Here is a 21,812-nt window from a genome sequence, read left to right as displayed (position 1 = left end):
GGTAATACTATTAACAGTTACTTTTGTTAGACGCTAAAAGGGAATGTCGTCACTTGGATCATAAGTTCCGCCACCATAACTCGGTGACGATGCTTGTGTAGCCGCAGGTGCAGGCGCTGAATTGCCTGATCCAGATCCACCTTTGCTATCGCCCAAAAGCTGCATTGAACTAACTACAATTTTTGTACGATATACATCCTGACCATCCTTCTGATACTTGTCAGTCTTAATGCTTCCCTCCACATAAATCATGGAGCCCTTTTTGACATATTGACCAACAATTTCGCCAAGCTTGTTCCAAAAAACTAAGTCATGCCACGTTGTAATTTCTTTGGCTTCTCCAGACTGTTTGTCTTTGTATTTCTCTGAGGTGGCAATTGCAACTTCTGTCACCGTGTTTTGACCGGCAACTCTCGTCACAGGGTCCCTCCCTGCACGACCGAGCAGGATCACTTTATTTACTGATGCCATTTTTAATTCCTTTATCTATAGTTGGGCAAATTGCCCGTTTCTTAATTATTAATGATTGAAAAATCAAAGATGTTTCGAGTGCGAGCCTCTTCTTTACCGTTTACGGTAACGGTGAAACTCTCTCTACCAGCTTTTCTGATCTTTACTGTGTCACCTACTTCAGCCCCATGCTTGGCTGTTAATTCTCCAAGCATTTCGCCGCAGAAATTCTTCTTAAAACCATTCTTTGTTTGAACGGTAACAGTGTAGATTTCATATGCCTTACCAGTTTTATCTGTCTTTTTTATAGCTCCCATACTTAAAATTGGCCCGACAGTAAAATATTCGTCTGACCTTCCAGTCTGGGTGCGCTGTTCGGTTGAGTCTGGAACATGTTGCACACAAGCCTCCATTAAAGGAAGATCATGAGAATCCATGTAACTCTCAACTGGTGGCATATCAAAATGACTTTCAACGGGCTTTACCTCTGGAGTTTTTGATTTATCTTTAGCCTTCACGACTCCCTTAAGTTCATTTTTAGTAAACCTAATGGCGCCATTAATTGAAAAATCTAATCCATTTACCTTGGCATCTTCCAGCGTGTAAGGAGCAAATACTCCTTTGTGGTTGCATTGAATTCTCGTGATGAGACCCTTATTCTTGTAAAGGTAGAAGAACATTCCCGAGGGAACCCCTTGCACCTTAATGAATTTAGTTTCATCAGATATCGCAACAGCTCTATTAATTTGCGCTGCAGTCTGAGCAGTTGCGTACGCTGGATTCAATGGCGCTTGAATTTTTGACTTTCTAAGCGATACATTTGAGAATGCCGGAGTCATTGCGGCGCTTCTTACAAAAAGTCTCGATACCGATAGCATTAAAAATTTCGCGACAAGCGAAATGCTATACACAAAAAAATAAGCCGGAAACTCAGCAAGACGTTCTAAAATGTGCTTTTCATAAGGGCGCTTCATTGCGTTACCTTGCGATCAAGACTAATGAATTCAGCAATCTTGTCAGCCGCACATTTCGCGCTAACCTTTCCGCAAGTGATTTCAATGGTTTGAACCAATTCAATCAACTCATTTTGTAGGGCGTTTGCGGTGCACTGCTGAAACGATCTCGCATCCCTGCCAAGAACCTCGCAAGCGTAGCTAAATGAAATCGTAGGTTCACTTTCATGCAATTCAAATACCCAAATCAAAGAATCAAAAAATAAGCGCTTTGTTTCAGATAGTGTGACAAATCCAAACATGTCTGCAAATTTTTGCTGATCTTTATTGAGCCCCTTAGACTCACTATAACGACGAAAATCATTTACAACCAGGCCAAATGCTGCTTTAGCCAATCGTTTACCAAACTGTTCATCTTCCTTCAATATAACAACATCAGTACGATGCTTTACTTCATCATGAATATCATTCATATTAATTTCCTTTGCCTCATATGAGGCGGTTAATGGATGCCAAAAACCTTTCCTATGCCTGCTTCTAAGCGTGCATAGGAAAAGTCTTGCGACTTTTCCATGGATTAAAGCGAACCAACATCAATGATGTGATCTGCCATTTCCCATAACTCCGGTGTTTGTGAAATAAAATACTCCCTTTCATATCCACCTAGGGAAAGAACTGCCCTTTTCATCTGAATAAATTGGCGTTTTTTTTCAGGGTCCAAAGGACCGTCAGCCTCATCGCTAAAGAGCGTTTGATATGACTGGCCACTTTTTTGAGCCTGATATAACGCAATTGCCCTTGTTAAGGACTCATTAATCCAGACGCCTTCCCCTCCGCTTACCAAGCTTGCAGGCTTATCCTCGCCACGAAGACAATCATTAACCATCACCTCGAAGGTCTCTTTGAGAGCGCCCTGTTTAGTTTCTGTCTGAGTATCTATGCGAACAGTGAATCGACCTCCAAAGCAATCTGCCAAAATTTGATTTGTAATCCCTGAAATTTCAGGGCCACAGTCATCAATTGACAGAGCAACCAGACCATCGTTACCAAGGGCTTTAGCAATCAAAGACCAATGTGCAATTTCTTTGCCGAATTGCTCTACCGATGCCTCTAGTTTGGCTGCAGACTTAATCTTGTCCTGTGCAACCGCTATTTGGCGATCAAGCTCACCAACATTTCCAAGCAGCCCATTTGACTCTTTTGTCATATTGGCAATCTGAATTTCCAATGCCTCAAATGCTGCTTTGGATTCAGTAAGAACTGTCATATCGAATGCTTTTGGCAAAGCATTGAGTTGCGCCTGATAAACCAATTTCCTCGAAGAAAAATCAGCATTAATGCCAATAATCTTATGGTCAAACTCTTTTGTAGCCGAATCAATTGCTTGAAGGGTTTTAAGAAGTTTTTCTGACAAATCAAGTTTTTGAGGCCCAATTTCGCTTAGTCTTTTTTGTGAAATCGCCATCGTCTCCTCGGCTCCCTTTAGTAAGGTGGCCTTGGAAGCAATCAGGTTTTGCTGTGCAAGCGAATCAGCAATGCTGGTACGTTTACTTTGCATTCCCTTGATTTCAGACTCAATAAGCTCAAGTCCAACTACCGATTCCCTAACCTGAATTAGAGAGTCATTGTTTTCCTTGTATTGTCCACGTAGCAAAACAATGGCCCGCGTCAATTCTTGGACTTTTTGTTTTGCCTCTTTAGCCTGAGAAAGTAGTTGGCATGAATCTTGCATTGCGTTGCCAGAGCACGGTACTGCATCAATTAAGGACGCCGTAACAGTAATTGCCTCGAGCTTATCTTTTGCTGATTGTCCTTCTGCTTTTAATGACGATGATTTACCCGTGAGAGTGTTTTGCTTATCCCTAAGCGTCTTTATTTCTACTAGCTTTGCCTGTGCAGCAGCAATACTAGTATCAATAATCGCCAATTCAGAACCAAGTTCTACCGCCTTTTTAGCGGCGAGATCAATTGTTTCTTTGCTTTGAACAATGTCCCTGGCAGAGTTTAGTTGGGTTTGTTGGTTCAACTCTTCTTTATCAATATTCGCTATTGAGTTTTGAAGGGTTTCCCTGTTCTGATTAGTGCTAAAACACTCTCTTGTATAGGCTTCCTGAAAAGACTTCAGTGCAGCAGCCAACTCAAGGTCTAATTTACTTAGCTGGGTTGTCAGATCCGATCTTTGGGCATCATAAGAAGCCCCAGTTTTCAATTGCGCATCAAGCTCATAAATACCTCTTTGAGCCATATCGCGCTTGGTGTTTAGATCTTTTATCTGAGATGCTAACACCTCAGATTGAGTCAGCACTGCAGCTTTTTGGTTAGATGTTGATTCTAGGCTTTGTTTGACCTGGTAAATATCTTGAATTTGTAGCTGAATGTCGGCAAGCGAGACCTTTAGGATCTTCACAATATCCAATGCTTTTGCATTTAATTCACGATACTTTTCATGGCCAAGAACCGACGAGAGAATCGATTTTATTTCAGTGGCGCCCATTTCTGACAGTGATTTTCGTTTTTGCGCTGCAAAAGCGGCAACAAAATACACCTCCGGCTTTCCGAGAATAGCCTCAATGCACTTATCATATGAGGTAGTTTTTCCATCAGACTCTAGGCCATCAGGAAGTTTTACAGGCTCAAACGATCCGTTAACATCGATTAGCAAATAGCATTCCTGCTTTTGCGTTTTCCCAGTTTGGCGAAAATTTAGAATGGATTGATAAAGGTTGCCCCCATGCTCCCAAATGAGTTCTTTGGTAGCTTCTTGTCCAACATTTTCCCAGTATGAAAATCCTCCCGGAGTTAAAGATGAGGCTCGAGATGGCATTAAACGAAATGGATGCAAATTATCCATAATCGTGGTTTTGCCAGTCCCATTCTCACCAACCAAAGCAACTAAAGCAGCATCGGATGGTATTGAGCGCAGATCTAAGTGGATCTCAGGTTTTCCTCTACCTGAAGCAATCCCTATAAATCCTTTTAATATTAAATCTATTGGTTTCATGATTGCCCTTTCCGCAATTGCGGTAATAAAAACTTGGGGAATTCATGCATTGAATACTTTTGAATAATTCAATATTCAGAAATACTCAAGGAACAATATTTTTGTAGTGCTGCCGAAATAACGGCTTATAGACAATTTATCGCTATTTAGTTTTTTTGCTTAATTGAATACTTCCAATTTATTGGAGAATTCGGATTAGTCTGATTACTAAAAAGAAGCGGCTAACATTAAGTTAGTCGCTTCTTCTAGTTAAGACAAAATACGTTTTTTAATACCTTCAGCAATGTCCAATGCAGGCAAAGACTCCAGCTCTGAAATTCTTGGGATTAACTCCCCAGTATCAGTGCCGGTAACCTCTCCCCACTTTTGAATTTGCTCTGAAAGCGATGGGAGCACTGAAATTCCAGCAGCCCTTTGCCGTTGTACTGGCAAAATAACACCTTCAATTCGAACTTCCGCCGCTAGTGAAAGGATCTTTTTAATTGCATCTCTATCAACAGAGGCTTTATGCTCTTCATCAATGCAATACCGAACACGAACAAAAGCGTTCGCTACATCAGCCGCAACCGATGCAATTTGATCCAAGTCTGGAGGTCCATCAAAGGTCAAATCAATCATTTTGCAAGAAGGCGTTACCACCGGCTCAAAGCTGACGTCATGACTTCCAATGTCCCAAAGCAAGTAATGCTTCTCACCAAGTTCGCCATAGTGATTACGTCCAATTGAGCCTGGGTACGCCACAATTTGCTTATACCCAGACTGGTCTGTTTCCCAGTGCTGGTGTTTATGTATATGCCCAATCATGCCTGCGCTGCACGATGCTTGATAAATAGCTCCCAATGAAAACTCATGATCACTACCGTGCATTGGAACCCCATGTTCGGTCATGCATCCATCAACCGTCCCATGTGAAACAAAAATCGTTGGAATATCAGCCTTTCTTGCTAGTTCATTATTTAGCGAATACTGCATGATCAAATTATGCAAGTGATTGCCTAAAGCTTCGTTGACATTTTCATGTCCAGACGACTTAATTAGATCTGCTTTGTTGATGGTTGGAAAGACTGTAAAAAGCGCTTTCATCCCACTCACATCAGAATCATTTTCAAGAAACTGCCACGCAAGATCATTGGTTAACCCAATTTGACCTATCTTGTCTGCGATTGCAATCGAATACTTTGCCCCAAGCAACTCAAACAAACGAATCATGCCCGGAGCTTCATGCGAAAAAGTTCCCTGAAGAACTAACACCGGACAATGATTGGCAAGTTGCTGAATCCGCTTTGCCAACGCTAAAAAGGCTGGCGAGTGGGCATCCAGCGCATGGTCAGTCGAATCACCGCTAATGACCGCAACCTCAATACCGCTTGAGATGGCGTGCTCTACAGCAAATCCAAAACAACGATCCGCTTCAACTAACGTATTGGCCGCATAGTGAAGATCGCTAAACTGCCCAACTTTAATCGAACTCATAAATTCTCCCTTTTTTTCATGCGCAAATGAGCGCTTAACGTAAAACGGGGAGTAAGAAACTTTTAAATAGGTGACCTAGTTAAAAATTTCCTAATACAAGCATTCTCCACCCATCAATGGACTGCTTTCGCTCGAGATCTTTAAATTTGTTGCATTATTTAAAAATACCGGGGCGAACCCCGGCATTACTACAACAATTTGATTCCAAAATGTGAATTACCTTCAGTAGCGTAGAAAAACGGTAAATGCTTTACGGAAACTAGGAATTGAGCGGCATTTTCAGGGCCGTCCGCCTCCAGTATCCGAGCATGCTGTTTTACTATCCCAGATGAATTTCTCAGCATTTGATCAATCACATCTTTGCCAAAGGCATCGCGAAATCGATCAATCACTGCGGCAGTCTCAGGCATTTCGGAGCGCATATCATTTGCCATGCAAATCTCCTGCTAGTTAGTTGGCACCAATACCTTATAGAACTCGTCAAAATCGATAGGTTTATTTAAAAATGGCATGACAGAAGCTCGATCGAGAGAAATAGTCGTTCTGCCAAGGGTATCGAAAAAGTACATTAAATCCCAGCGATCCGAAACCAACGATTCGTCATCATGATTCCATGCAAAAATCGTTTGGCCATCCTCGGCTTCCTCTTCATCATCCCAATCAAGTTCGGTTGAAAATAAAACATTGTCGATCTTATAGATCCTAACCTGATTTGAATGTTGATCTTTGAGCTGTAAATTAATTAGATAAACGTCGCTAAAGAAATTGTTATCGTCGTATTCTTGACGTATTTCACCAATTAATTTAATCGATTCGATCTCTGGGTTTTGCCTAAAGATATCTAGAAATATCAGACAGTAATTTGCCACCTCTAACTCTTTTAAGCGAGTTAATTGCGATGAAATCTGCAATATTTTTCCGTCAGCATCCAAAGGTGCGAAACCAGGCTGCAGGGTGATTTTTGAAAGATTCACAACTCAACCTCCTCTTCAGGGTTGCTGATCGTTTCCATCCAATTATGTTGAATGATGACCTTTTGATTGACTGCATCGATCTCAACGGTGCCGTTACCGCCATCATTATTTTCATACCCCTCATATCCGGCAGCAATGATAATTTCGTCCGAAAAAAATGAAATTTCCTCTTCGAAATTATTGATATAACGTGCATTGATTTGCACGCATGGAAGGCTTTTTAATTGAAGATCTAGCTCATTTCCAAATCCGTAAGCTTCAATATTTTCTACCCCTCCGCTATCGCCTGAGCCGCTATAAGTAACAACAAGACGATCAATTTTGTGAGAAAGCATTGCTTTAAAGATGCTTTCCTTTAGTTCATCTAATTCCACTTTTCTTCCTTTCTATGCCTAAAAATTAGGCTGTTAATGAAAGGCGCGAAACTTTCTAATGAAATCCAACTAGATCCCATTAGAAAGCCCCGAAGGGCTTTCCATTACTTATACGGCTTGATTTTTTGACGCAACTTCTTGAATAATGGCAATTGCCACATCTTCGCCGCCGCGCAAAATATCCTTTAAATCAACATAGACATCATTTGAAACACTCTTCCAATCTTTGCCGAACTTGGCCTCTGCATACACATCAAACTCCGATGGAATAATGTTGTGTTGCTTAGACAAGATGCGAATTTGCATAAAGGGTTCCGCTTGATTTCCAAGTCTGGCAATAGCCTTTGGAATCAATGTGTAAACCTGACTTGCATTTTCTGATTGTTCCCAATCGCCCCCATAGACGGACGTCAAAAATTCACCCAAAATTTCAAGGTTTACCCCTGACTTTGAAATAAATTCCTGGTATGCATCTTTGTCGGAAATAACGCTTGATGCGGGATTATTCTGCTTGCTTGTGGTTTGATTCTCAATCTCGCTTACTTGTGAAATTGATTGCCCTGACTGCGACTGAATTACGCCATCTTCATCAACGACCGAGGTTTCCAACGAGGGAGTAGTGGCAAGCCCCATGCGAATCATTTGCTTATTGGCAACACCAGCAGCAAAATCAAGCTCAGAAAACAACTTCGGAGACCATTGCTTGCCAACTTTACGCTCACCTTTTTCAAAATAAGCCCGCTCGCACTCAACTTTACGCAGCCAAAATACCGGTTTTTGTGTATTCGGGTTTAATGCTGGCAAATGACCTAATGCATCTTTTGCCTGAACCAATGCTGCCCAAATGTCCTCGCTGGCATATGCTGAGCTCGTGCTCATAGATACCAGACCAATAGTTGTGCCTGGGATATAAAACTCAAGCGAACCATTAAACTTGCATCTTCCAGAGGCATACATCGCGCACTCATTAGGTATACAGTCGCTCTTAATCGAAAACTCACGCGGCAACACTTTTCCGCGTTTTGCCTTCTCAGCATCTATAGGCTTACGATGCATGCATAAATGTTTGCCGGTTGATTCGTCAATAACCATGTAATGGAATGTGCCATCAGCAAATCCTTGCAAGGTATTCGGAAAAATCTCCTCCAAATTATCAGACTTGAATGCTACGGGTACGGTGTAGATGCGCTTAATGCCATCGCCGCGGTCCTCGCCAAAAGCCTCGATAAATTGTTTCGCCGCCGCCGCGCTTGGAAAATCCTTAGCCGCTATGGAAAAGTACTCAACATTTCGTGGGTACATGCAGTTTTTTGCACTGGGGAACTTCTTGAGAATTTCCTTTTCAATGTCATTAAAACTCATTAACTCTTTAACGCCGTTATTGTAGATTTTGACAATCTCTGGGTTTTCTAATCCCGCCTTTGTGAGAACTTTAATTCCCGGACGTAATGATCCCCCCATTGTTGCCTTCATTTGTCCCTTGGCTTGTTTTTCACCAAGTAAACTCATAGTCATCTTACTCATTAAATGCCCTTCTATCGTATCTACGATTTAGTGGTTATCGATAGATATTTCCACCGATCCTCTCATGCCAGTTCTGGCGTTTGAAGAAATAAACCTGAAGGGCTTAGGTTCTTTCTTGTGCACCATTCAAATGATGAACAAGAAAGAACCCGCAAGCGGGTTCTTATATTTTAAGCGTTGGGATTGCTTTCACCGTCCGGCGATAATGGGTCGTTAAAATCTTTATTGCCATAATCATCGTCTCCACCAGTGCAGTAGTCGCCTAATACTTTCATATCGCTATTTTCAACTGAAAATGCAAACCACAAAGCGACAATGAAAAATAATATTTGACCAAAATGGTAAGCAAGCCCTGAAATATTGCCCATAGCTTTTCCTTAAATGCCAAAAAAATGGCGGGGGTTAGTAACTATGAATTTTTCATCATAGTTACTAACCCAACCTATTTACATATTAAATATCAAAAATAATTAAACAATTCGTTAAATTCGTGCCCTTACGTTTCTCAATTGATTTCCTTCCGAGAAAACAGTTGCTAATGGATGAATAAACGAAATGAATTCATACCACCAAGGCGCCCGCTCAATCTTTTGATGCGTATCCCCAATGCCATCGTTATCACTAAAATGAACTTCTAGGCAATTACTTGAAGCCAACATGTCCTGTACCAGCGAGATTTCTTGTTTTCCAGAATGCGCAGCAACAATATTAAGATGGCTTAAATCTAATGCGTAGGGTACGCCAGATTCAAACAATAGGCGGTATTCATGCCAATTTGATATTAGGTAAGAATCGCCTTTGGTTTGGTAGTGCCCCTCAATGCCAACGGGGCACCCGAATAAATCAGCGGCTCGCTTTGCATTTTCAAATAAGCCATCAATTGAACTCTCGGAGCGCTTTCCAGCATGAGCTGTATACGCGGGCGCTCCCAACATCTGACTAATCCTGGCGGCCTGGCAAAAGAAATTTTTATGACAATTAAACCCGGAAAGGTCAGCCATCACATGGTTTTTTAATACGCGAACATTTGCGTGAAGCCTAAGCTGAGTTTTACCCAAAAATTTCTCCTTCAGAACCAGGGCAAGATCTTCAGACAAGTGCCCAAAGTTTTGTGGGCACAATTGCAGATGGTCGTGTGATAGGGGACCCCAAAGGGGTTCACTTACATCACCAGAACAAGCAATTTCACATGCGGCGCCATGAGATTTTCCTGGAAATGCGCCTAAAGAAATGTTGACTATCATGATATTTCATCATGAGCAATCATGCCTTTAGCAACATCAAAGGTCACCTCTCCGTAACTAAAATAATCTTCATCATTATCTATGTCTTCTGGATCTGGGGAGTAGCAAAAATTTGGATTTAGGGTGTTAACGTAAATCCAAGCCATATCTTCAATAGCGCCACGTAGATCTGTCTGGTAGGTGGATTTGCTAGCGTTTTGATAGTCCACAAAATCAGGGTGAGTGTTGTTAAGGCTGACAACAACGTCTTCTGGATACCCATCGACACCTTGAATAGCATGGTTTTCTATTTGCCCGCTATCGCCGCCTCCAGAATACGAAACCACTACCATCGTAATGCCGGCAGCTTGCAGTGCAGTCATAATTGCTTTAGTGTTTTCAACGACAAGCTTGTCCTGCAATGAGGATGCTTTCTTCATAAGTATTTCCTTTTTGTATATGCCCTATGCAAGGCGTTTAAAAAAAGATTGGCAGAAGCTTTCCAATACGCAGTTGGCGCATTAGAAAGCCCCCGGAAGGGCTTTCTATACTGCTTAATTAACCACATGAACCAATGTGGCCACAGCTTGTGCAATACTCACAGCCATCTTTTTTAATGACGGCGTGGGCGCCACACTCAGGGCATTTTTTACCTGCCATAACTGTGTTTACCGATTCAATCACTTTCTGGGTTTCGCCAGAGGCTGCTAATGTCGCATTAGCATCGACATCACTAGTGATATGAGCGCTTAACTTCACGAGCGGCTCTCCATCTTCATTCATCAATCCACGCTTGATAAGGATGCGCTGAATTGCAAAAGCAATTGCAGCTACCTCGGAGTCGTGGAACTGAGGAATCAACGTTCCATCTTCTTTGGCTTTTTCACCAAGTCGAATGGATTGGTTATCAACCACTTTGCGCATGTCATTAAGGGCGCGAGAAAGCATGCCGCCCCTTGCTGATAAAGACAATAAACGCATTGCAGATGAAATCCACTGTTGTGACTCACCTGCTTGGCCTACCGGAATAAAAAATTCAACCGGTCGATCCACCACCACTTTTTTTCCGCCCAATACACCTTCAACAGGCATAAATGAGATATTGAGATAGAGTGATTTTTTGCCCTCTTTGGTGTAGTAGCTCAACTTCTCCGCTACTGCATTTAAGGCGCCTTCTGGACGCTTCTCAATAACGACCTTATTCGGATCAATATTTTGAAGGTTATCTTCTAGCGCTTGAGGCTCAGGCTTTTTCTCTTTGGCCGGCGCTGCAACAGACAACACGGATCCCAAAATATTATTTGGGCGGTATGTTGCGCAACCCTTTAAACCTGCTTTCCATGCCTGCATGTAGACGCTTTTAAAGTCTTCATAAGGATAGTCCGCTGGAATGTTGACAGTCTTAGACAAAGAAGTATCAATATATGGCTGGATTGCCTTCATCATTGCCAAGTGGTCATTGACGCTCATTTCTAGCGCAGATACAAAGGCTGGCGGAAGGTTGGTCACATCGCCGCCGAGCTCACGATACACGCGGTAAGCATGATCTTCTACCCGGTACATGCTGTGCGAGCCATCTTGCATGCGCTTCTTGCGATCATAGAACCACGAAAACGCTGGCTCCAAACCGTTAGATGCGTTATCCGCAAACGCCAAACTCACCGTGCCTGTTGGGGCAATAGAGAGCAAGTGGCTATTACGAATACCATGCTTGCGAATAAGATCTTTGATGTGATCCGGCAATCGAGAAGCAAAACTATGGCCATTATCTAGATACTTTTGTGCATCAAATAATGGAAATGGTCCGCGCTCGATGGCAAGCTCTACAGAGGCCAGGTAAGCATTATTGCGCATCACTTTGGCGATTTGCTTGCCCATCGCACATCCCTCTTCACTGTTGTATGCAATCCCCAGCATGATCAGAGCATCACCTAAACCAGTAAACCCAACGCCTACACGGCGTTTATTCATGGCTTCGATTTTTTGCTCCTCCAATGGCCAGTGAGTTGTCTCAAGCACGTTATCTAACATGCGCACTTGGACGGCAACCACCTCTTCAAAGGAAGCCCAATCAAAACTAGCTTCAGATGTGAATGGATCGCGGACAAACTTGGTTAGAATTACTGGCCCAAGATCGCAGCAGGCGTATGGTGATAAAGGCTGTTCGCCGCACGGGTTAGTCGCCTCAATGTTTTCACAATAATGAAGATTGTTATCTTGATTAATGTTGTCCAAAAAGATGATGCCAGGCTCAGCAAAATCATATGCAGAACGCATGACTGCATCCCACAAATCAATCGCTTGAACTGTTTCATATGTCCACTTTTCCTCAATTTCTGAATAAAAGGCACCGTCTTCAATCAACTTTTTAGAGGGCTCAGCCTTATGAACCAAATCCCATGACTCATTATTAGCTACAGCCTTCATAAAGTCACCGGTAACGCCAACGGATACGTTGAAGTTATTCCAGCGACCTGGCGTGCGTTTTGCCGTAATGAATTCCAAAATGTCCGGATGATCAATACGCAAAATGCCCATCTGAGCGCCACGGCGAGCTCCTGCGCTTTCTACAGTGCGGCAACTCGCGTCAAATACATCCATATAGCTACATGGACCAGAGGCGTACGAGTGGGTGCCCTTGACAAATGCATTTTTTGGGCGGATATGGCTAAAGTTATAGCCAACACCACCACCACGACGCATCGTCTCTGCAGCTTCGCGCAAGGCATCATAAATGCCTGGATAGCCATCGTCATCAGAGCCCTGAATGCAGTCGCCTACTGGCTGAACAAAACAATTAATTAGGGTTGCTTTGATATCAGTGCCAGCAGAAGACATAATCCGGCCAGCGCCAATGCCGCCCTTTTTCATATTTTCATAGAAAATTTGGCTATATTTGGCTTGATTTTTTGGCTCCTCGGCTTTTGCAAGACCATCGGCCACGCGCTTAAAAATACCGTCTTCAGTAGCTTCATTGCCCTTGGCGTACTTTTCTAAGAGTACGTCTTGAGAAATAGTTTGTTGCTTTAAACTCATTTTTCTTCCTTATTCAAATTACATTAAATTCCCCAAGGCTGGGGTGTTAAAACTGCGCTAACCCAATTCGCCAGCCGTCTCACTTGACAGCTTGCGAATTAAATCTTCACAGGGAAAGTGGAAACGGCCCACCCCAAAAGGGTGAGCCGTCTATTTGCCAGCCAAGGATCTACCTTGGCCTATGCGTCTAACGTAAGGACACGTCATCGCACAGCAATCATTTACGCAGATTCACGCTTAACAAGTTGTTAAGTCATTGAGCCGACCAAAGCTCATTGATTCAATTACAACTTTATGGGTTAGATAAAGCGACCGAAGTACTTTGAATACTCTACGGACTTTTGCAGGTTTAGCAAGGAAGATATAGTCAAACATCTGTTAATAAACCCTTCATGCCACAGTTGCGGCGGATAAATCTGATTCGTTTATAGCTTCCACGTTTAAATATTATCCCTTATCAATTTCATTGGAATTTGAAATATCACTATTTTTTTAATTATTGAAACGGCTCGCAAACCAACTTTGAAGAAAATGGGGTATCACTAACAAAATATCAATCGTCGCCAATGCAAACAAATCCTAAAAATGTAGAACGCATCGAAGAAATTCGCGTAAATATTGACGCAAGGGCTACATTGAATTTATCGACACCCTTCTTTAAGAGGATGGTAAACAGGGAGTTTCACATAGTTACCGCAAAGTTATTTGTCCAACTTAAAACAGATAGAAGCCCTAGCGGCAAACTATACTCAGATACAGCCGAGGCCCTTACAAATTTTGGCTTTGAGATTAGCTGTCTGGTGCTCGAGGCAAAAAAATATATCGATAACGAAGAAATTAGACTTGACTGGGAGCCCACATCCTACCCGTTGAGACTTGTTTCCCCGCAGTCTGCCAGTCTATTTCGATTTATTTCAAAAGCCGATCAATCGGCATATGCCTTGTACGCTGCAGAGCGAGCAGGGCTAATAAGCAGAGTTACAAGGGAAGAGATGTTGGTGCCGATTGAAATGGCATTTAATAGGATCAAGCAAATTGCACTAGGATTTGAAAGAAAGTCTGCAGCTCAGATTGCTGAAGAGCTTTCAATTGCTTGAAATCATAAGTTGGTTATTTTTGCCAATGTTGGGCAAGTGTAAGAAATATTTTTGCTGTTTATAAACTTGCTTTGAAGTAATCTGATGGCAATATGATTGTTCGATTCATAAGGACAGACCAGCCATGCAAAGTGCAGATTTAAATCTCACAAATGCTGAAAAATCACTCATTTCTCAAGCATATAAAGCGTTACCATATTTTTTACCTACATTCAAAAAGCGAGATCAGCAGCGCCAAATGATCTCGCAGGTTGCAAATTCTCTGGCGACCGGGACCAAGGGCCTAATTGAGGCAACAACGGGTACCGGCAAAAGCATTTCCTACCTCATCCCGGCTCTAGTGGTGGCCATGTGTCGTGATAAGCGTTTAATAGTATCCACAGCAACCGCAGCCCTGCAGGACCAGCTAGCCGCAAAGGACGTCCCATTAATATCTAAGGTGCTTGAAAAAGTTGGGCTTGGTAGTGTTAAGTGTGCAGTTGCAAAGGGGCGAGAACGTTATGTATGTCCTTATAGACTGGATGGAGTAACCACCCAATCATCTCTTTTGGAGGAATCCGCCACCAATATTGAATTAAATCAGATTGCTGACTTATGGGCCAATGGCTCATGGGATGGATTGCGCGATAGTTTGCCAAAACCCATTAAATTGGACTTATGGTCAAAAATTAACAACACTAGCAACTCCTGTAGCGGGCCATCATGCCCCAGCCACAAGGATTGCCCGTACTTCTCAAATCAAAAACTGATTAATGATGCAAATATCATCATTGCAAATCACGACTATATTCTTGCCTGCGTGACCAATGGAGTCACAAAGTCTCCGGTCGTTCAGTTTGATAAATGCATCTATATTTTTGATGAGGCCCACCATATCCCAGGCAAAGCAATTGAGTCTTTTGCCACAAAACTCAAAGTTATAAAGGTCCCTGCGGCTGAAATATTAAGGGCAGCCGCTGGAATTGGAGTAAGAGGCGCAGCCTTAGAGGTGGCCTTAAGCGCAATGCAGGGGATTGTCTCAGCCCTATCACAGAATTTACCGCTTATTGCTGGACCAGATTCGAGCATGTATAGATTTACCCTTGGTGAAATTCCGCACACCCTCAATCAGCTAATTGTGGAGCTTGGGAACTCCGCAACCACCGCCGAAAAGATCATTTCAGATGCAATATCCCGCTCCGAGCGTAAATCTAAGCTGGCTGAATTGACGGTAATCCACGCCAAGACATGGGCTGGGTATTTAAAGGATATATCGCGACAATGTGACGAGGTATCAGAAGTCAATGTGCTGCCAAAAGCAAAGTGGATTACGAGATTTAAGGGTGGCTGGACGATCAATAGCGCCCCATTTGATGCTGGCGGACTTCTAAGAAAAACATTTTTTGAGCAGGCTGGCGGGGTTATATTGACCTCTGCCACCTTGGCGCCTCTCGGTAAATTTGACTCCATGTTACGTCAACTTGGTCTTGATGAGAAAACGGCGTGTCTTAGATTGAGTAGCCCACTTAACTTTGACAAGGCCAAAATAACGGTCCCAAGGCACCTACCGGACACTACCAATGTTCAATCGCACACAAGGTTTGTAACGGCGCACATAAAAGAAAGAGCGATTAAGTCAATTGACAAAGGAGTGCTCGTCTATTTTTCGTCGAAGAAACAAATGGAAACTGTTTATGAGTCGCTGGATGAACAATCTCAAGGGCTGATTCTCATGCAAGGTCAGTGGTCTCCAACAGCGATGATCGAAAAACATAAAGAACGCGTTAATTCAGGCAATAAAAGCATTCTCTTTGGACTTGATAGCCTATCAGAAGGCGTTGATTTACCCGGGATATTGTGTTCAGTAGTAATGGTTTCAAAGCTACCATTCCCATCGCCAGATGATCCTATACTAGCAGCCCATGCGGAGCACTTAGAGGGAAAGGGTCTCCAGGTGTTCCCATTACTCATGCTTCCGGCTACAAGCCTGAAACTTGCTCAGATCGTCGGGAGATTAATTCGCACCGAAGATGATTGGGGCGAGGTATGCGTATTGGATAAACGTCTGATAGAAAAATCATACGGAAAACAACTATTAAAATCAACCGCATTTACCAGCGCCGTTTATTGTTAATTGGCAAAATTCTGACCCTCGAGGGTCCGTCTTTTTGAGAGCAGGTTTTGTTTAAACTCAGCGAGTTAGAGAAGCGACCGCGTACCACTAGTAGTTACATGGTCGAGGATAAATTACAGCAATTAAACGCTCTCATTGGAATCTAGATCTATCTGGTACTCGTGATTGACCGGTATATTTGATTCTTCAATAAACTGACTTTTTTTACCACCTGAAATTGAAATAGACAGCCAGTTTTTTGCTCTGGTCATCGCCACGTACATTAGCCTACGCTCCTCCTCAAGAGAGCCATCAGAATCGGGAAAGGTATCCTGGGTGGCCCCAAATATCCACACCCTATCGAACTCCAGGCCTTTGGATCCATGCGCAGTCATCAGCCTGGCAACCCAACCCTCTGGCTCCTTTTTGGTTTTTTGATCGGCTATTTTTCTTCTAATCCAATCCAGTCGATCCTCGATCGTTGAGTCTCCCGGCTTAAATAAGGGCGCAACCAAATTAATCATTGCTATCTGCTGCTTATTTTTTGCCCTTTCCAGCAACCAGTGAATGGCGCCCTCAACAGCCATATTTTGACGTCCATTGGCAATGTTCTCTTTCCATTGAGCAACTTTCTTTGCGAATGCCCGCCAAATGGCAATTGCCCCATCAGAAGTGCCCGACCCATTAAAGTCGGCAGCAGCACCAACTCGAATATGGTCTCCAAACACACCGTGAATCTTCGTGATATCAGATTCCTGAATACCGGCCCATGCCAAAAGCATGTCTACACCCCTCTTGTTTGGCTTAACCAGAATTGCCAATAAAGTTCCCAAGAGGGACACAACCGGATCCTCGAACAAGGACGACCCAGAGACCAAGACGTAAGGCGTCTTATTTGCAATGAATCTTAACTCTACATCCTTAAGCAGACGATTTGTCCTGGCAATGACAGCAAACTGAACCCCTTCTGACTGAGCTTTAATGGCTGCCTGATGGCACGCATAAGCCTCTTTTTCCCGATCCTCGTGGTAGTTCCATTCCGCATGACCGCCCGGCCCCTTGTATGCAAAAAGGTTTTTGAAAATTCGCTCAGTATTATTTCGTATCAGATGATCTGCTGCACCAAGAATCTCATCATGACACCGATAGTTGGTTCCGAGAACAATTTTTTGTGCATGAAAGTCCTTTGAAAACCTTTGGACACCCTCATAACCTAACGCACGTCGAAAACCGTAAATGGACTGATCATCATCCCCTACGGCCGTGATAATGCACCCATGGTCACCGTGAATCTTGACCCAATCATACTGAACGATATCAGTATCCTGAAACTCGTCAACCAGAAGATAATCTGTTGCAAGAGGCGAAATCTCGCCCGTTCGTAGATAATCATTTGTTTTTGTCAGGATATCTTGAAAATCAATTTGATTATTTCTAACCATGGCAGAGTTATAAATTTCACTCATACGCACAATGGACTCATCAAAGCCCGATGAACCTTGTGCCTTAATGATTTCAATAGCCTTAATGGACTCCATTAAATCAAGCTCAGCTCCAGACTCATTTACAGCGTGGGCTATATACGACCTTCTCATCGATTCGGTGGCAATATCCCACTTCCTGTCGCCCAATTTATTGACCATTTTTGATAAAATATTTTTACCAAACTTAGATCCCTTGGCAGCAGCAGGATTTAGCATGAATAGGTCAATGCTATGAAAAGTTCCAACGAGCAGATTATCGCTTTTATCCTCACCAGCCAACTGCACAATGCGATGCCGTAGTTCGAATGCTGATTCCCTGGTAAAGGTAACGGCAACAACTTTTTTATGTTGATTTAACAAGAAAGCCGCTTTCGCGGCCAGGGTCTTTGTTTTACCAGACCCAGGGCAAGCAGTAATGGAGCAGTGTCGAGTGCTTATTGCCGCCTCTAACTGCTCCTGATTAAGATCGTTAAGATATGGATGATCCAATCTTATGCGACCGTTTGATTGGCGCCCTCTGAATCCTTGGCCACCATTTGCTCAAACTTACGATTTAAGCCAAGAATAATTTGACGGGAGGCGCTATAGATTTTACGCATACCTTTTTTAACCCCCTGCTCAGCATCTTGAATTCGATCTTGCGGATAGATGCCGTTCCAATACAAGACGGTAAGCATTTCAATCATTTGGTCGTACGACTGAAGCGATCTGTAGAGGCCGTTACCCTGCGGCGTCAAAATCGACACCTCTAAATCAAGTGCTGGCTCCAAGTATGTTGGAACAATAAAATCATGATTTTCTTTCGCTGATTGGGTATAGATTTCGCGGACAGCACGTAAATCCTGCTCAATACCCTCTTTGAAATCGGCAATTAAGGCCTCTAAAGCTGCAAGTCCATCGTTCATTTTTCCATCTGAAAATACAAGCCTACTTTCATTGCGTTTTGCTAACATAATGGCAAATTCAGTTGACGCAAAAAAACGCTGGAATGAGCGCGCAACAAAGCGATTGTTGATTTTTGCCTCCTTGCGTACGGCAAGCAACCCTGGGTATTGCTTGACTAACTGCTCTGTTCCTTTTTGGGCCTGCTTTTCGGCGCGCCTAATCAAAAATTGTGTGCGGCGTTTCTGCTCCTCTTCAGTTAGGTCTGAGTATTTAACGCGCTCCTTACCCGCAGCCTCTCCAGCGCCACCATCAAGTTCCGCATCCGCAACTAATGCGCTGGCCTCGTGCAGTTGATTTGAGAATTCACCAATATTTTGTTCGCTCATAAGATTCCTAGTTGTGTTTGTTGGTTTTTAATTAATACTCAAGCTGATACCGTTTACTGCGCTTACTACTTGGACTTCTGCTCCTCAAAGACAAAATAAATTTTGTCAACATCATGTGCATAGCTTTCGGTTGACGGTCTCATTGGGGCAATCGACATCAAATCATTTAGCAGCTCTTTGGAAGCAGGCTTGCGCCATTGAATTCTTAGAGTCTGCGTTGCGCTGCGCTTGAGAGTGTCAATAAAAACACCTGCATCAACTATCGCCAATATTCGATTTTTATTTTTAAAGCCGATTGATACCAAAAGCTCTTTGACTTGCTGGAAATGTCTCAATCTATGCGCCTATAAATGAAATTAATGTATTCATAAATGGCATTCTCTACGATCTATTTTTTTTCTTTATTCGAATACTCATTAAAAATTTAGAGAAATTCATCGCAACAAATTTTTAGATCAAATTTAAGATGAATTAATCATGCGCAAACATATACATTTACTCGATTCGGCCGGTTAAAAATGAACTTGGCACAACGATGCATCCAGCAGGCGAAGAAGAGAAAAGATATTCCTTTGCTTTATTCCGTAAGCCGTAAGAAAACGCTCGGCAAGAATGAACGCAAGTCAACCGCAGAAGAGGTGCCGGCAAGAAATATCCAAAAGCAAGGGAATATGGCCACACCGAAGCAGGATTCCCCCAATACAAGGTTCAAGATCCCATATAGATCAATATTTTTAGCCATCACCAACATCGCACTAAATATTTCCATCACCATTTTTGTCTTTTGCGCCATTGCGTATATTGCATTGACATACCTATCTGGCGGCACCAGTTTTGCAAACCAGCGCATTGAATCACTGCTCTCCGCGACCTCGCCAACAACAACACAACCATCTATTGCAGTGGAGCCACCAACAGATGCGGCCCCACCAAAAGAAGAGCTTGTAGTTAAAAAAGATAGCGAAGATCATCTGGCCTCAGAAAAAAACAACCCGCGAGAAGCACCGCTCATAAGTGATGGCCCCCTCCCTAGCGGACCCATACCGAAGATTGCTGGAAAATATACGCCCCCTGTGGAGTTGGTCGTGCAACAACCGGTAAAAAGCAAGAGGGCTCAAGAAGGGCTAAGTGAGGATGACCAACCGGTATCCAAAGTGAAACTTATGGTCGTTGAAAAAAAGGCGCCGGCAGTGACTCTTGCGAATTCCCCCGCCATCGAGGTCAATAGGTTTGAGGTGGTTGCACTTACATCTCAATCGGTTGTCATTAAAACTGATCAAGGCATGAAACAAATACAGCTTGGGCAAGCACTCCCAGACGGAAGAATTATTGAGGCCATTGATCCAGCTAGAAATTCATACAGCAGTAACGGCAACACCATTCAAGTCCAATAACCCAAAGGAGTATTCGCATGGAAACAGATGTTTTAGACGCTCAATCAACTCATGATGGATGTCTAGTACCCAGAATCTCAATAAAAATTGCATGCATTTCAGAGTCAAGTGATGAGCATGAGTTAATGGATGAATATGCTAAAGAAGGAATTGTTCATAGCTTAACGGCCGGCGCCAAACTGGATGCTGGCAACCTTACCTGCTTTGAGGGCGGACTCTATTTTGATGGTGAAATTAATGGCAATTTAGAGGTAAGTGGCACGCTGATTATTGGAAAAAATGCTGTTGTACGCGGAAATGTAAGTGCGGCCAATATTTACAATTTCGGACTAATTAATGCAAACGACGTAATTTGTGATGGAGTGTTCGTCAATCGCGGAACTTTTAGCGGCAATTTAAAGAGTCCATCACCTCAGGCTGAAAATGAAATCACTCCTCCAAAAAGAAAATTTTTAGGGGGAATATTTACAGCATGAGAATCTTTCAATCGTCATTGCTTCTGTATCGCTACATCAGACTATTTTTGTTTGTTGCCCTTTGCTGGTGGGTTTACTACCATTTTGATTTAGACAAAATAATTAGCGAAATTAACTCCATTGCTTCAAGCGTCGGACCTCAATTAATTAATAAACTTCAAGGGAAATAGTCATGGGAAGAATGCCAGAATCAGTATCAATAGAACATCTAGAGGATGCTGCGGATTGCCTCAGAGAAGCGTGTGAAACGCTGAAAAAAATTCGCTACCACCGCACTCCAATTGATCAAGATGATTTAGATGGGCTAATGAAAAAAATAGTTGAATGTCAAACTCAAATTCTCAGCTACAAACGACACTTTCGAGACGGCTTAGATGAAGCTGCCATACCTGCCATAACACTTAATGCGCTTTGGTTTGGAGTTGAGGTTGGTATTGGGGCGGCTACTTGAGCTTACTCACGGGGTCCGTCGTGAAAAAGCGCATTGCATTGATTGGGCCCCACGGAGCAGGAAAAAGCACACTAGGTAAAAAGTACACATTAGATGGCTACACCCACATCAATATAGGATTTCTGGCGCGCATGTCAAGGCGCAAGATACTTCCCAAAGATATTCCCCTGCGAGTAATGTTTGAGTTGCGCAAGCATAAGCCTGGAACCATTCTTGGGGACTCTATCATTGTAGAGTTAATGAAGTGGATTAATAGCTTGGATCTGGTGGTTGTTGACGGGTTCCCTTCTCACCCAAGACATTTGGGGTTAATACCAGATCCTCAAAACTGGGAGGTTGGATATGTTTACTGCCCCAAAGCCATTAGGGAGTCAAGACTTACAGAAAGATCATTGGCCACCAATAGAAAATGGACGCCCGGACTGACAAGCGAGAGAGACTTATCTTTGGTATCGTTGATTAGGGAGATTAAGGATTCAAAGAAAATTACATTCAGGGTTATGAAAAATTAAAAGCATTAAAGCGCACTGGCAATCCCC

The 21,812-nt window shown here is 42.9% G+C and carries 22 protein-coding genes; 6 read left to right on the top strand and 16 right to left on the bottom strand.

Annotated elements, in window-relative coordinates; all coding sequences use genetic code 11:
- Positions 1-33: 33 nt before the first annotated feature.
- The 13 genes from ssb to ICN48_RS06300 form a co-directional block, all read right to left on the bottom strand.
- Complete coding sequence (gene ssb, locus ICN48_RS06360; protein WP_216152859.1) at positions 34-471, bottom strand: single-stranded DNA-binding protein; 438 nt, start codon at positions 469-471, stop codon at positions 34-36.
- 41 nt (positions 472-512) lie between these two features.
- A complete protein-coding gene (locus tag ICN48_RS06355; protein ID WP_216152858.1) occupies positions 513-1,424 on the bottom strand; it encodes a hypothetical protein in 912 nt (303 codons plus the stop codon).
- A complete protein-coding gene (locus ICN48_RS06350; RefSeq protein ID WP_216152857.1) occupies positions 1,421-1,876 on the bottom strand; it encodes a hypothetical protein in 456 nt (151 codons plus the stop codon). Before ICN48_RS06350 ends, ICN48_RS06355 begins: the two co-directional genes overlap by 4 nt.
- Positions 1,877-1,980: 104 nt before the next feature.
- Complete coding sequence (locus ICN48_RS06345; RefSeq protein ID WP_216152856.1) at positions 1,981-4,404, bottom strand: hypothetical protein; 2,424 nt, start codon at positions 4,402-4,404, stop codon at positions 1,981-1,983.
- A gap of 249 nt (positions 4,405-4,653) precedes the next feature.
- Positions 4,654-5,877 carry a metallophosphatase family protein gene (locus tag ICN48_RS06340; protein ID WP_216152855.1) on the bottom strand — a complete coding sequence of 408 codons (1,224 nt, stop codon included), beginning with the start codon at positions 5,875-5,877 and terminating at the stop codon, positions 4,654-4,656.
- A 188-nt stretch (positions 5,878-6,065) separates the two neighbouring features.
- A complete protein-coding gene (locus tag ICN48_RS06335) occupies positions 6,066-6,311 on the bottom strand; it encodes a hypothetical protein (RefSeq protein WP_216152854.1) in 246 nt (81 codons plus the stop codon).
- A gap of 12 nt (positions 6,312-6,323) precedes the next feature.
- Complete coding sequence (locus ICN48_RS06330) at positions 6,324-6,851, bottom strand: hypothetical protein (RefSeq protein WP_216152853.1); 528 nt, start codon at positions 6,849-6,851, stop codon at positions 6,324-6,326.
- Entirely contained in the window at positions 6,848-7,225 is a 378-nt protein-coding gene (locus ICN48_RS06325) for a DUF6878 family protein (protein ID WP_216152852.1), read from the bottom strand. Before ICN48_RS06325 ends, ICN48_RS06330 begins: the two co-directional genes overlap by 4 nt.
- A 108-nt stretch (positions 7,226-7,333) precedes the next feature.
- Positions 7,334-8,749, bottom strand: coding sequence for a hypothetical protein (locus tag ICN48_RS06320; protein ID WP_216152851.1), 1,416 nt, complete (start codon positions 8,747-8,749; stop codon positions 7,334-7,336).
- 170 nt (positions 8,750-8,919) lie between these two features.
- Complete coding sequence (locus ICN48_RS06315; protein WP_216152850.1) at positions 8,920-9,117, bottom strand: hypothetical protein; 198 nt, start codon at positions 9,115-9,117, stop codon at positions 8,920-8,922.
- A gap of 114 nt (positions 9,118-9,231) precedes the next feature.
- The gene (locus ICN48_RS06310; protein ID WP_216152849.1) at positions 9,232-9,993 is read right to left on the bottom strand and encodes a hypothetical protein; all 762 of its coding nucleotides are present in this window, start codon (positions 9,991-9,993) and stop codon (positions 9,232-9,234) included.
- Positions 9,990-10,412, bottom strand: coding sequence for a DUF6878 family protein (locus ICN48_RS06305; protein WP_216152848.1), 423 nt, complete (start codon positions 10,410-10,412; stop codon positions 9,990-9,992). Before ICN48_RS06305 ends, ICN48_RS06310 begins: the two co-directional genes overlap by 4 nt.
- Positions 10,413-10,530: 118 nt before the next feature.
- Positions 10,531-13,008: an adenosylcobalamin-dependent ribonucleoside-diphosphate reductase gene (locus tag ICN48_RS06300; protein ID WP_216152847.1), complete on the bottom strand. Its 2,478-nt coding sequence runs from the start codon at positions 13,006-13,008 to the stop codon at positions 10,531-10,533.
- A gap of 566 nt (positions 13,009-13,574) precedes the next feature.
- Between ICN48_RS06300 and ICN48_RS06295 the strand changes: the two genes are divergently transcribed.
- A complete protein-coding gene (locus ICN48_RS06295) occupies positions 13,575-14,105 on the top strand; it encodes a hypothetical protein (protein ID WP_216152846.1) in 531 nt (176 codons plus the stop codon).
- A gap of 124 nt (positions 14,106-14,229) precedes the next feature.
- Positions 14,230-16,218, top strand: coding sequence for a helicase C-terminal domain-containing protein (locus ICN48_RS06290; RefSeq protein WP_216152845.1), 1,989 nt, complete (start codon positions 14,230-14,232; stop codon positions 16,216-16,218).
- 122 nt (positions 16,219-16,340) lie between these two features.
- Here ICN48_RS06290 and ICN48_RS06285 read toward each other — a convergent pair whose 3' ends face one another.
- From ICN48_RS06285 to ICN48_RS06275, 3 genes are all read right to left on the bottom strand, one after another.
- The gene (locus ICN48_RS06285) at positions 16,341-18,170 is read right to left on the bottom strand and encodes an ATP-dependent helicase (protein ID WP_216152844.1); all 1,830 of its coding nucleotides are present in this window, start codon (positions 18,168-18,170) and stop codon (positions 16,341-16,343) included.
- Between the two features lie 2 nt (positions 18,171-18,172).
- Complete coding sequence (locus tag ICN48_RS06280) at positions 18,173-18,952, bottom strand: AcaB family transcriptional regulator (RefSeq protein ID WP_216152843.1); 780 nt, start codon at positions 18,950-18,952, stop codon at positions 18,173-18,175.
- A 65-nt stretch (positions 18,953-19,017) separates the two neighbouring features.
- The gene (locus tag ICN48_RS06275) at positions 19,018-19,287 is read right to left on the bottom strand and encodes a hypothetical protein (protein WP_216152842.1); all 270 of its coding nucleotides are present in this window, start codon (positions 19,285-19,287) and stop codon (positions 19,018-19,020) included.
- 183 nt (positions 19,288-19,470) lie between these two features.
- On the opposite strand from ICN48_RS06275, the gene ICN48_RS06270 reads away from it, so the two are divergent.
- The 4 genes from ICN48_RS06270 to ICN48_RS06255 all read left to right on the top strand — a co-directional run bounded on the left by ICN48_RS06270 (position 19,471) and on the right by ICN48_RS06255 (position 21,785).
- Positions 19,471-20,346 carry a hypothetical protein gene (locus ICN48_RS06270; RefSeq protein WP_216152841.1) on the top strand — a complete coding sequence of 292 codons (876 nt, stop codon included), beginning with the start codon at positions 19,471-19,473 and terminating at the stop codon, positions 20,344-20,346.
- A 17-nt stretch (positions 20,347-20,363) separates the two neighbouring features.
- Positions 20,364-20,822, top strand: coding sequence for a polymer-forming cytoskeletal protein (locus tag ICN48_RS06265; RefSeq protein WP_216152840.1), 459 nt, complete (start codon positions 20,364-20,366; stop codon positions 20,820-20,822).
- Between the two features lie 172 nt (positions 20,823-20,994).
- The gene (locus ICN48_RS06260; RefSeq protein ID WP_216152839.1) at positions 20,995-21,273 is read left to right on the top strand and encodes a hypothetical protein; all 279 of its coding nucleotides are present in this window, start codon (positions 20,995-20,997) and stop codon (positions 21,271-21,273) included.
- Positions 21,274-21,293: 20 nt separating this feature from the next.
- Positions 21,294-21,785 carry a hypothetical protein gene (locus ICN48_RS06255; RefSeq protein WP_216152838.1) on the top strand — a complete coding sequence of 164 codons (492 nt, stop codon included), beginning with the start codon at positions 21,294-21,296 and terminating at the stop codon, positions 21,783-21,785.
- Positions 21,786-21,812: the final 27 nt, after the last annotated feature.

The sequence above is a fragment of the Polynucleobacter sp. JS-Safj-400b-B2 genome, from assembly GCF_018881975.1.
In the GTDB taxonomy this organism is placed as follows: domain Bacteria; phylum Pseudomonadota; class Gammaproteobacteria; order Burkholderiales; family Burkholderiaceae; genus Polynucleobacter.
The sequence above is the reverse complement of the archived record's forward strand: the minus strand, read 5'-3'. Positions and strand labels throughout refer to the sequence as shown.

Bases quoted from the DNA above. Each gene is read 5' to 3' on its own strand.
- ICN48_RS06305 (WP_216152848.1), bottom strand. From the start codon at position 10,412: ATGAAGAAAGCATCCTCATTGCAGGACAAGCTTGTCGTTGAAAACACT.
- ICN48_RS06345 (WP_216152856.1), bottom strand. From the start codon at position 4,404: ATGAAACCAATAGATTTAATATTAAAAGGATTTATAGGGATTGCTTCA.
- ICN48_RS06280 (WP_216152843.1), bottom strand. From the start codon at position 18,952: ATGAGCGAACAAAATATTGGTGAATTCTCAAATCAACTGCACGAGGCC.
- ICN48_RS06340 (WP_216152855.1), bottom strand. From the start codon at position 5,877: ATGAGTTCGATTAAAGTTGGGCAGTTTAGCGATCTTCACTATGCGGCC.
- ICN48_RS06260 (WP_216152839.1), top strand. From the start codon at position 20,995: ATGGGAAGAATGCCAGAATCAGTATCAATAGAACATCTAGAGGATGCT.
- ICN48_RS06295 (WP_216152846.1), top strand. From the start codon at position 13,575: ATGCAAACAAATCCTAAAAATGTAGAACGCATCGAAGAAATTCGCGTA.
- ICN48_RS06335 (WP_216152854.1), bottom strand. From the start codon at position 6,311: ATGGCAAATGATATGCGCTCCGAAATGCCTGAGACTGCCGCAGTGATT.
- ICN48_RS06300 (WP_216152847.1), bottom strand. From the start codon at position 13,008: ATGAGTTTAAAGCAACAAACTATTTCTCAAGACGTACTCTTAGAAAAG.
- ICN48_RS06270 (WP_216152841.1), top strand. From the start codon at position 19,471: ATGAACTTGGCACAACGATGCATCCAGCAGGCGAAGAAGAGAAAAGAT.
- ICN48_RS06315 (WP_216152850.1), bottom strand. From the start codon at position 9,117: ATGGGCAATATTTCAGGGCTTGCTTACCATTTTGGTCAAATATTATTT.
- ICN48_RS06310 (WP_216152849.1), bottom strand. From the start codon at position 9,993: ATGATAGTCAACATTTCTTTAGGCGCATTTCCAGGAAAATCTCATGGC.
- ICN48_RS06320 (WP_216152851.1), bottom strand. From the start codon at position 8,749: ATGAGTAAGATGACTATGAGTTTACTTGGTGAAAAACAAGCCAAGGGA.
- ICN48_RS06355 (WP_216152858.1), bottom strand. From the start codon at position 1,424: ATGAAGCGCCCTTATGAAAAGCACATTTTAGAACGTCTTGCTGAGTTT.
- ICN48_RS06265 (WP_216152840.1), top strand. From the start codon at position 20,364: ATGGAAACAGATGTTTTAGACGCTCAATCAACTCATGATGGATGTCTA.
- ICN48_RS06350 (WP_216152857.1), bottom strand. From the start codon at position 1,876: ATGAATGATATTCATGATGAAGTAAAGCATCGTACTGATGTTGTTATA.
- ICN48_RS06290 (WP_216152845.1), top strand. From the start codon at position 14,230: ATGCAAAGTGCAGATTTAAATCTCACAAATGCTGAAAAATCACTCATT.
- ssb (WP_216152859.1), bottom strand. From the start codon at position 471: ATGGCATCAGTAAATAAAGTGATCCTGCTCGGTCGTGCAGGGAGGGAC.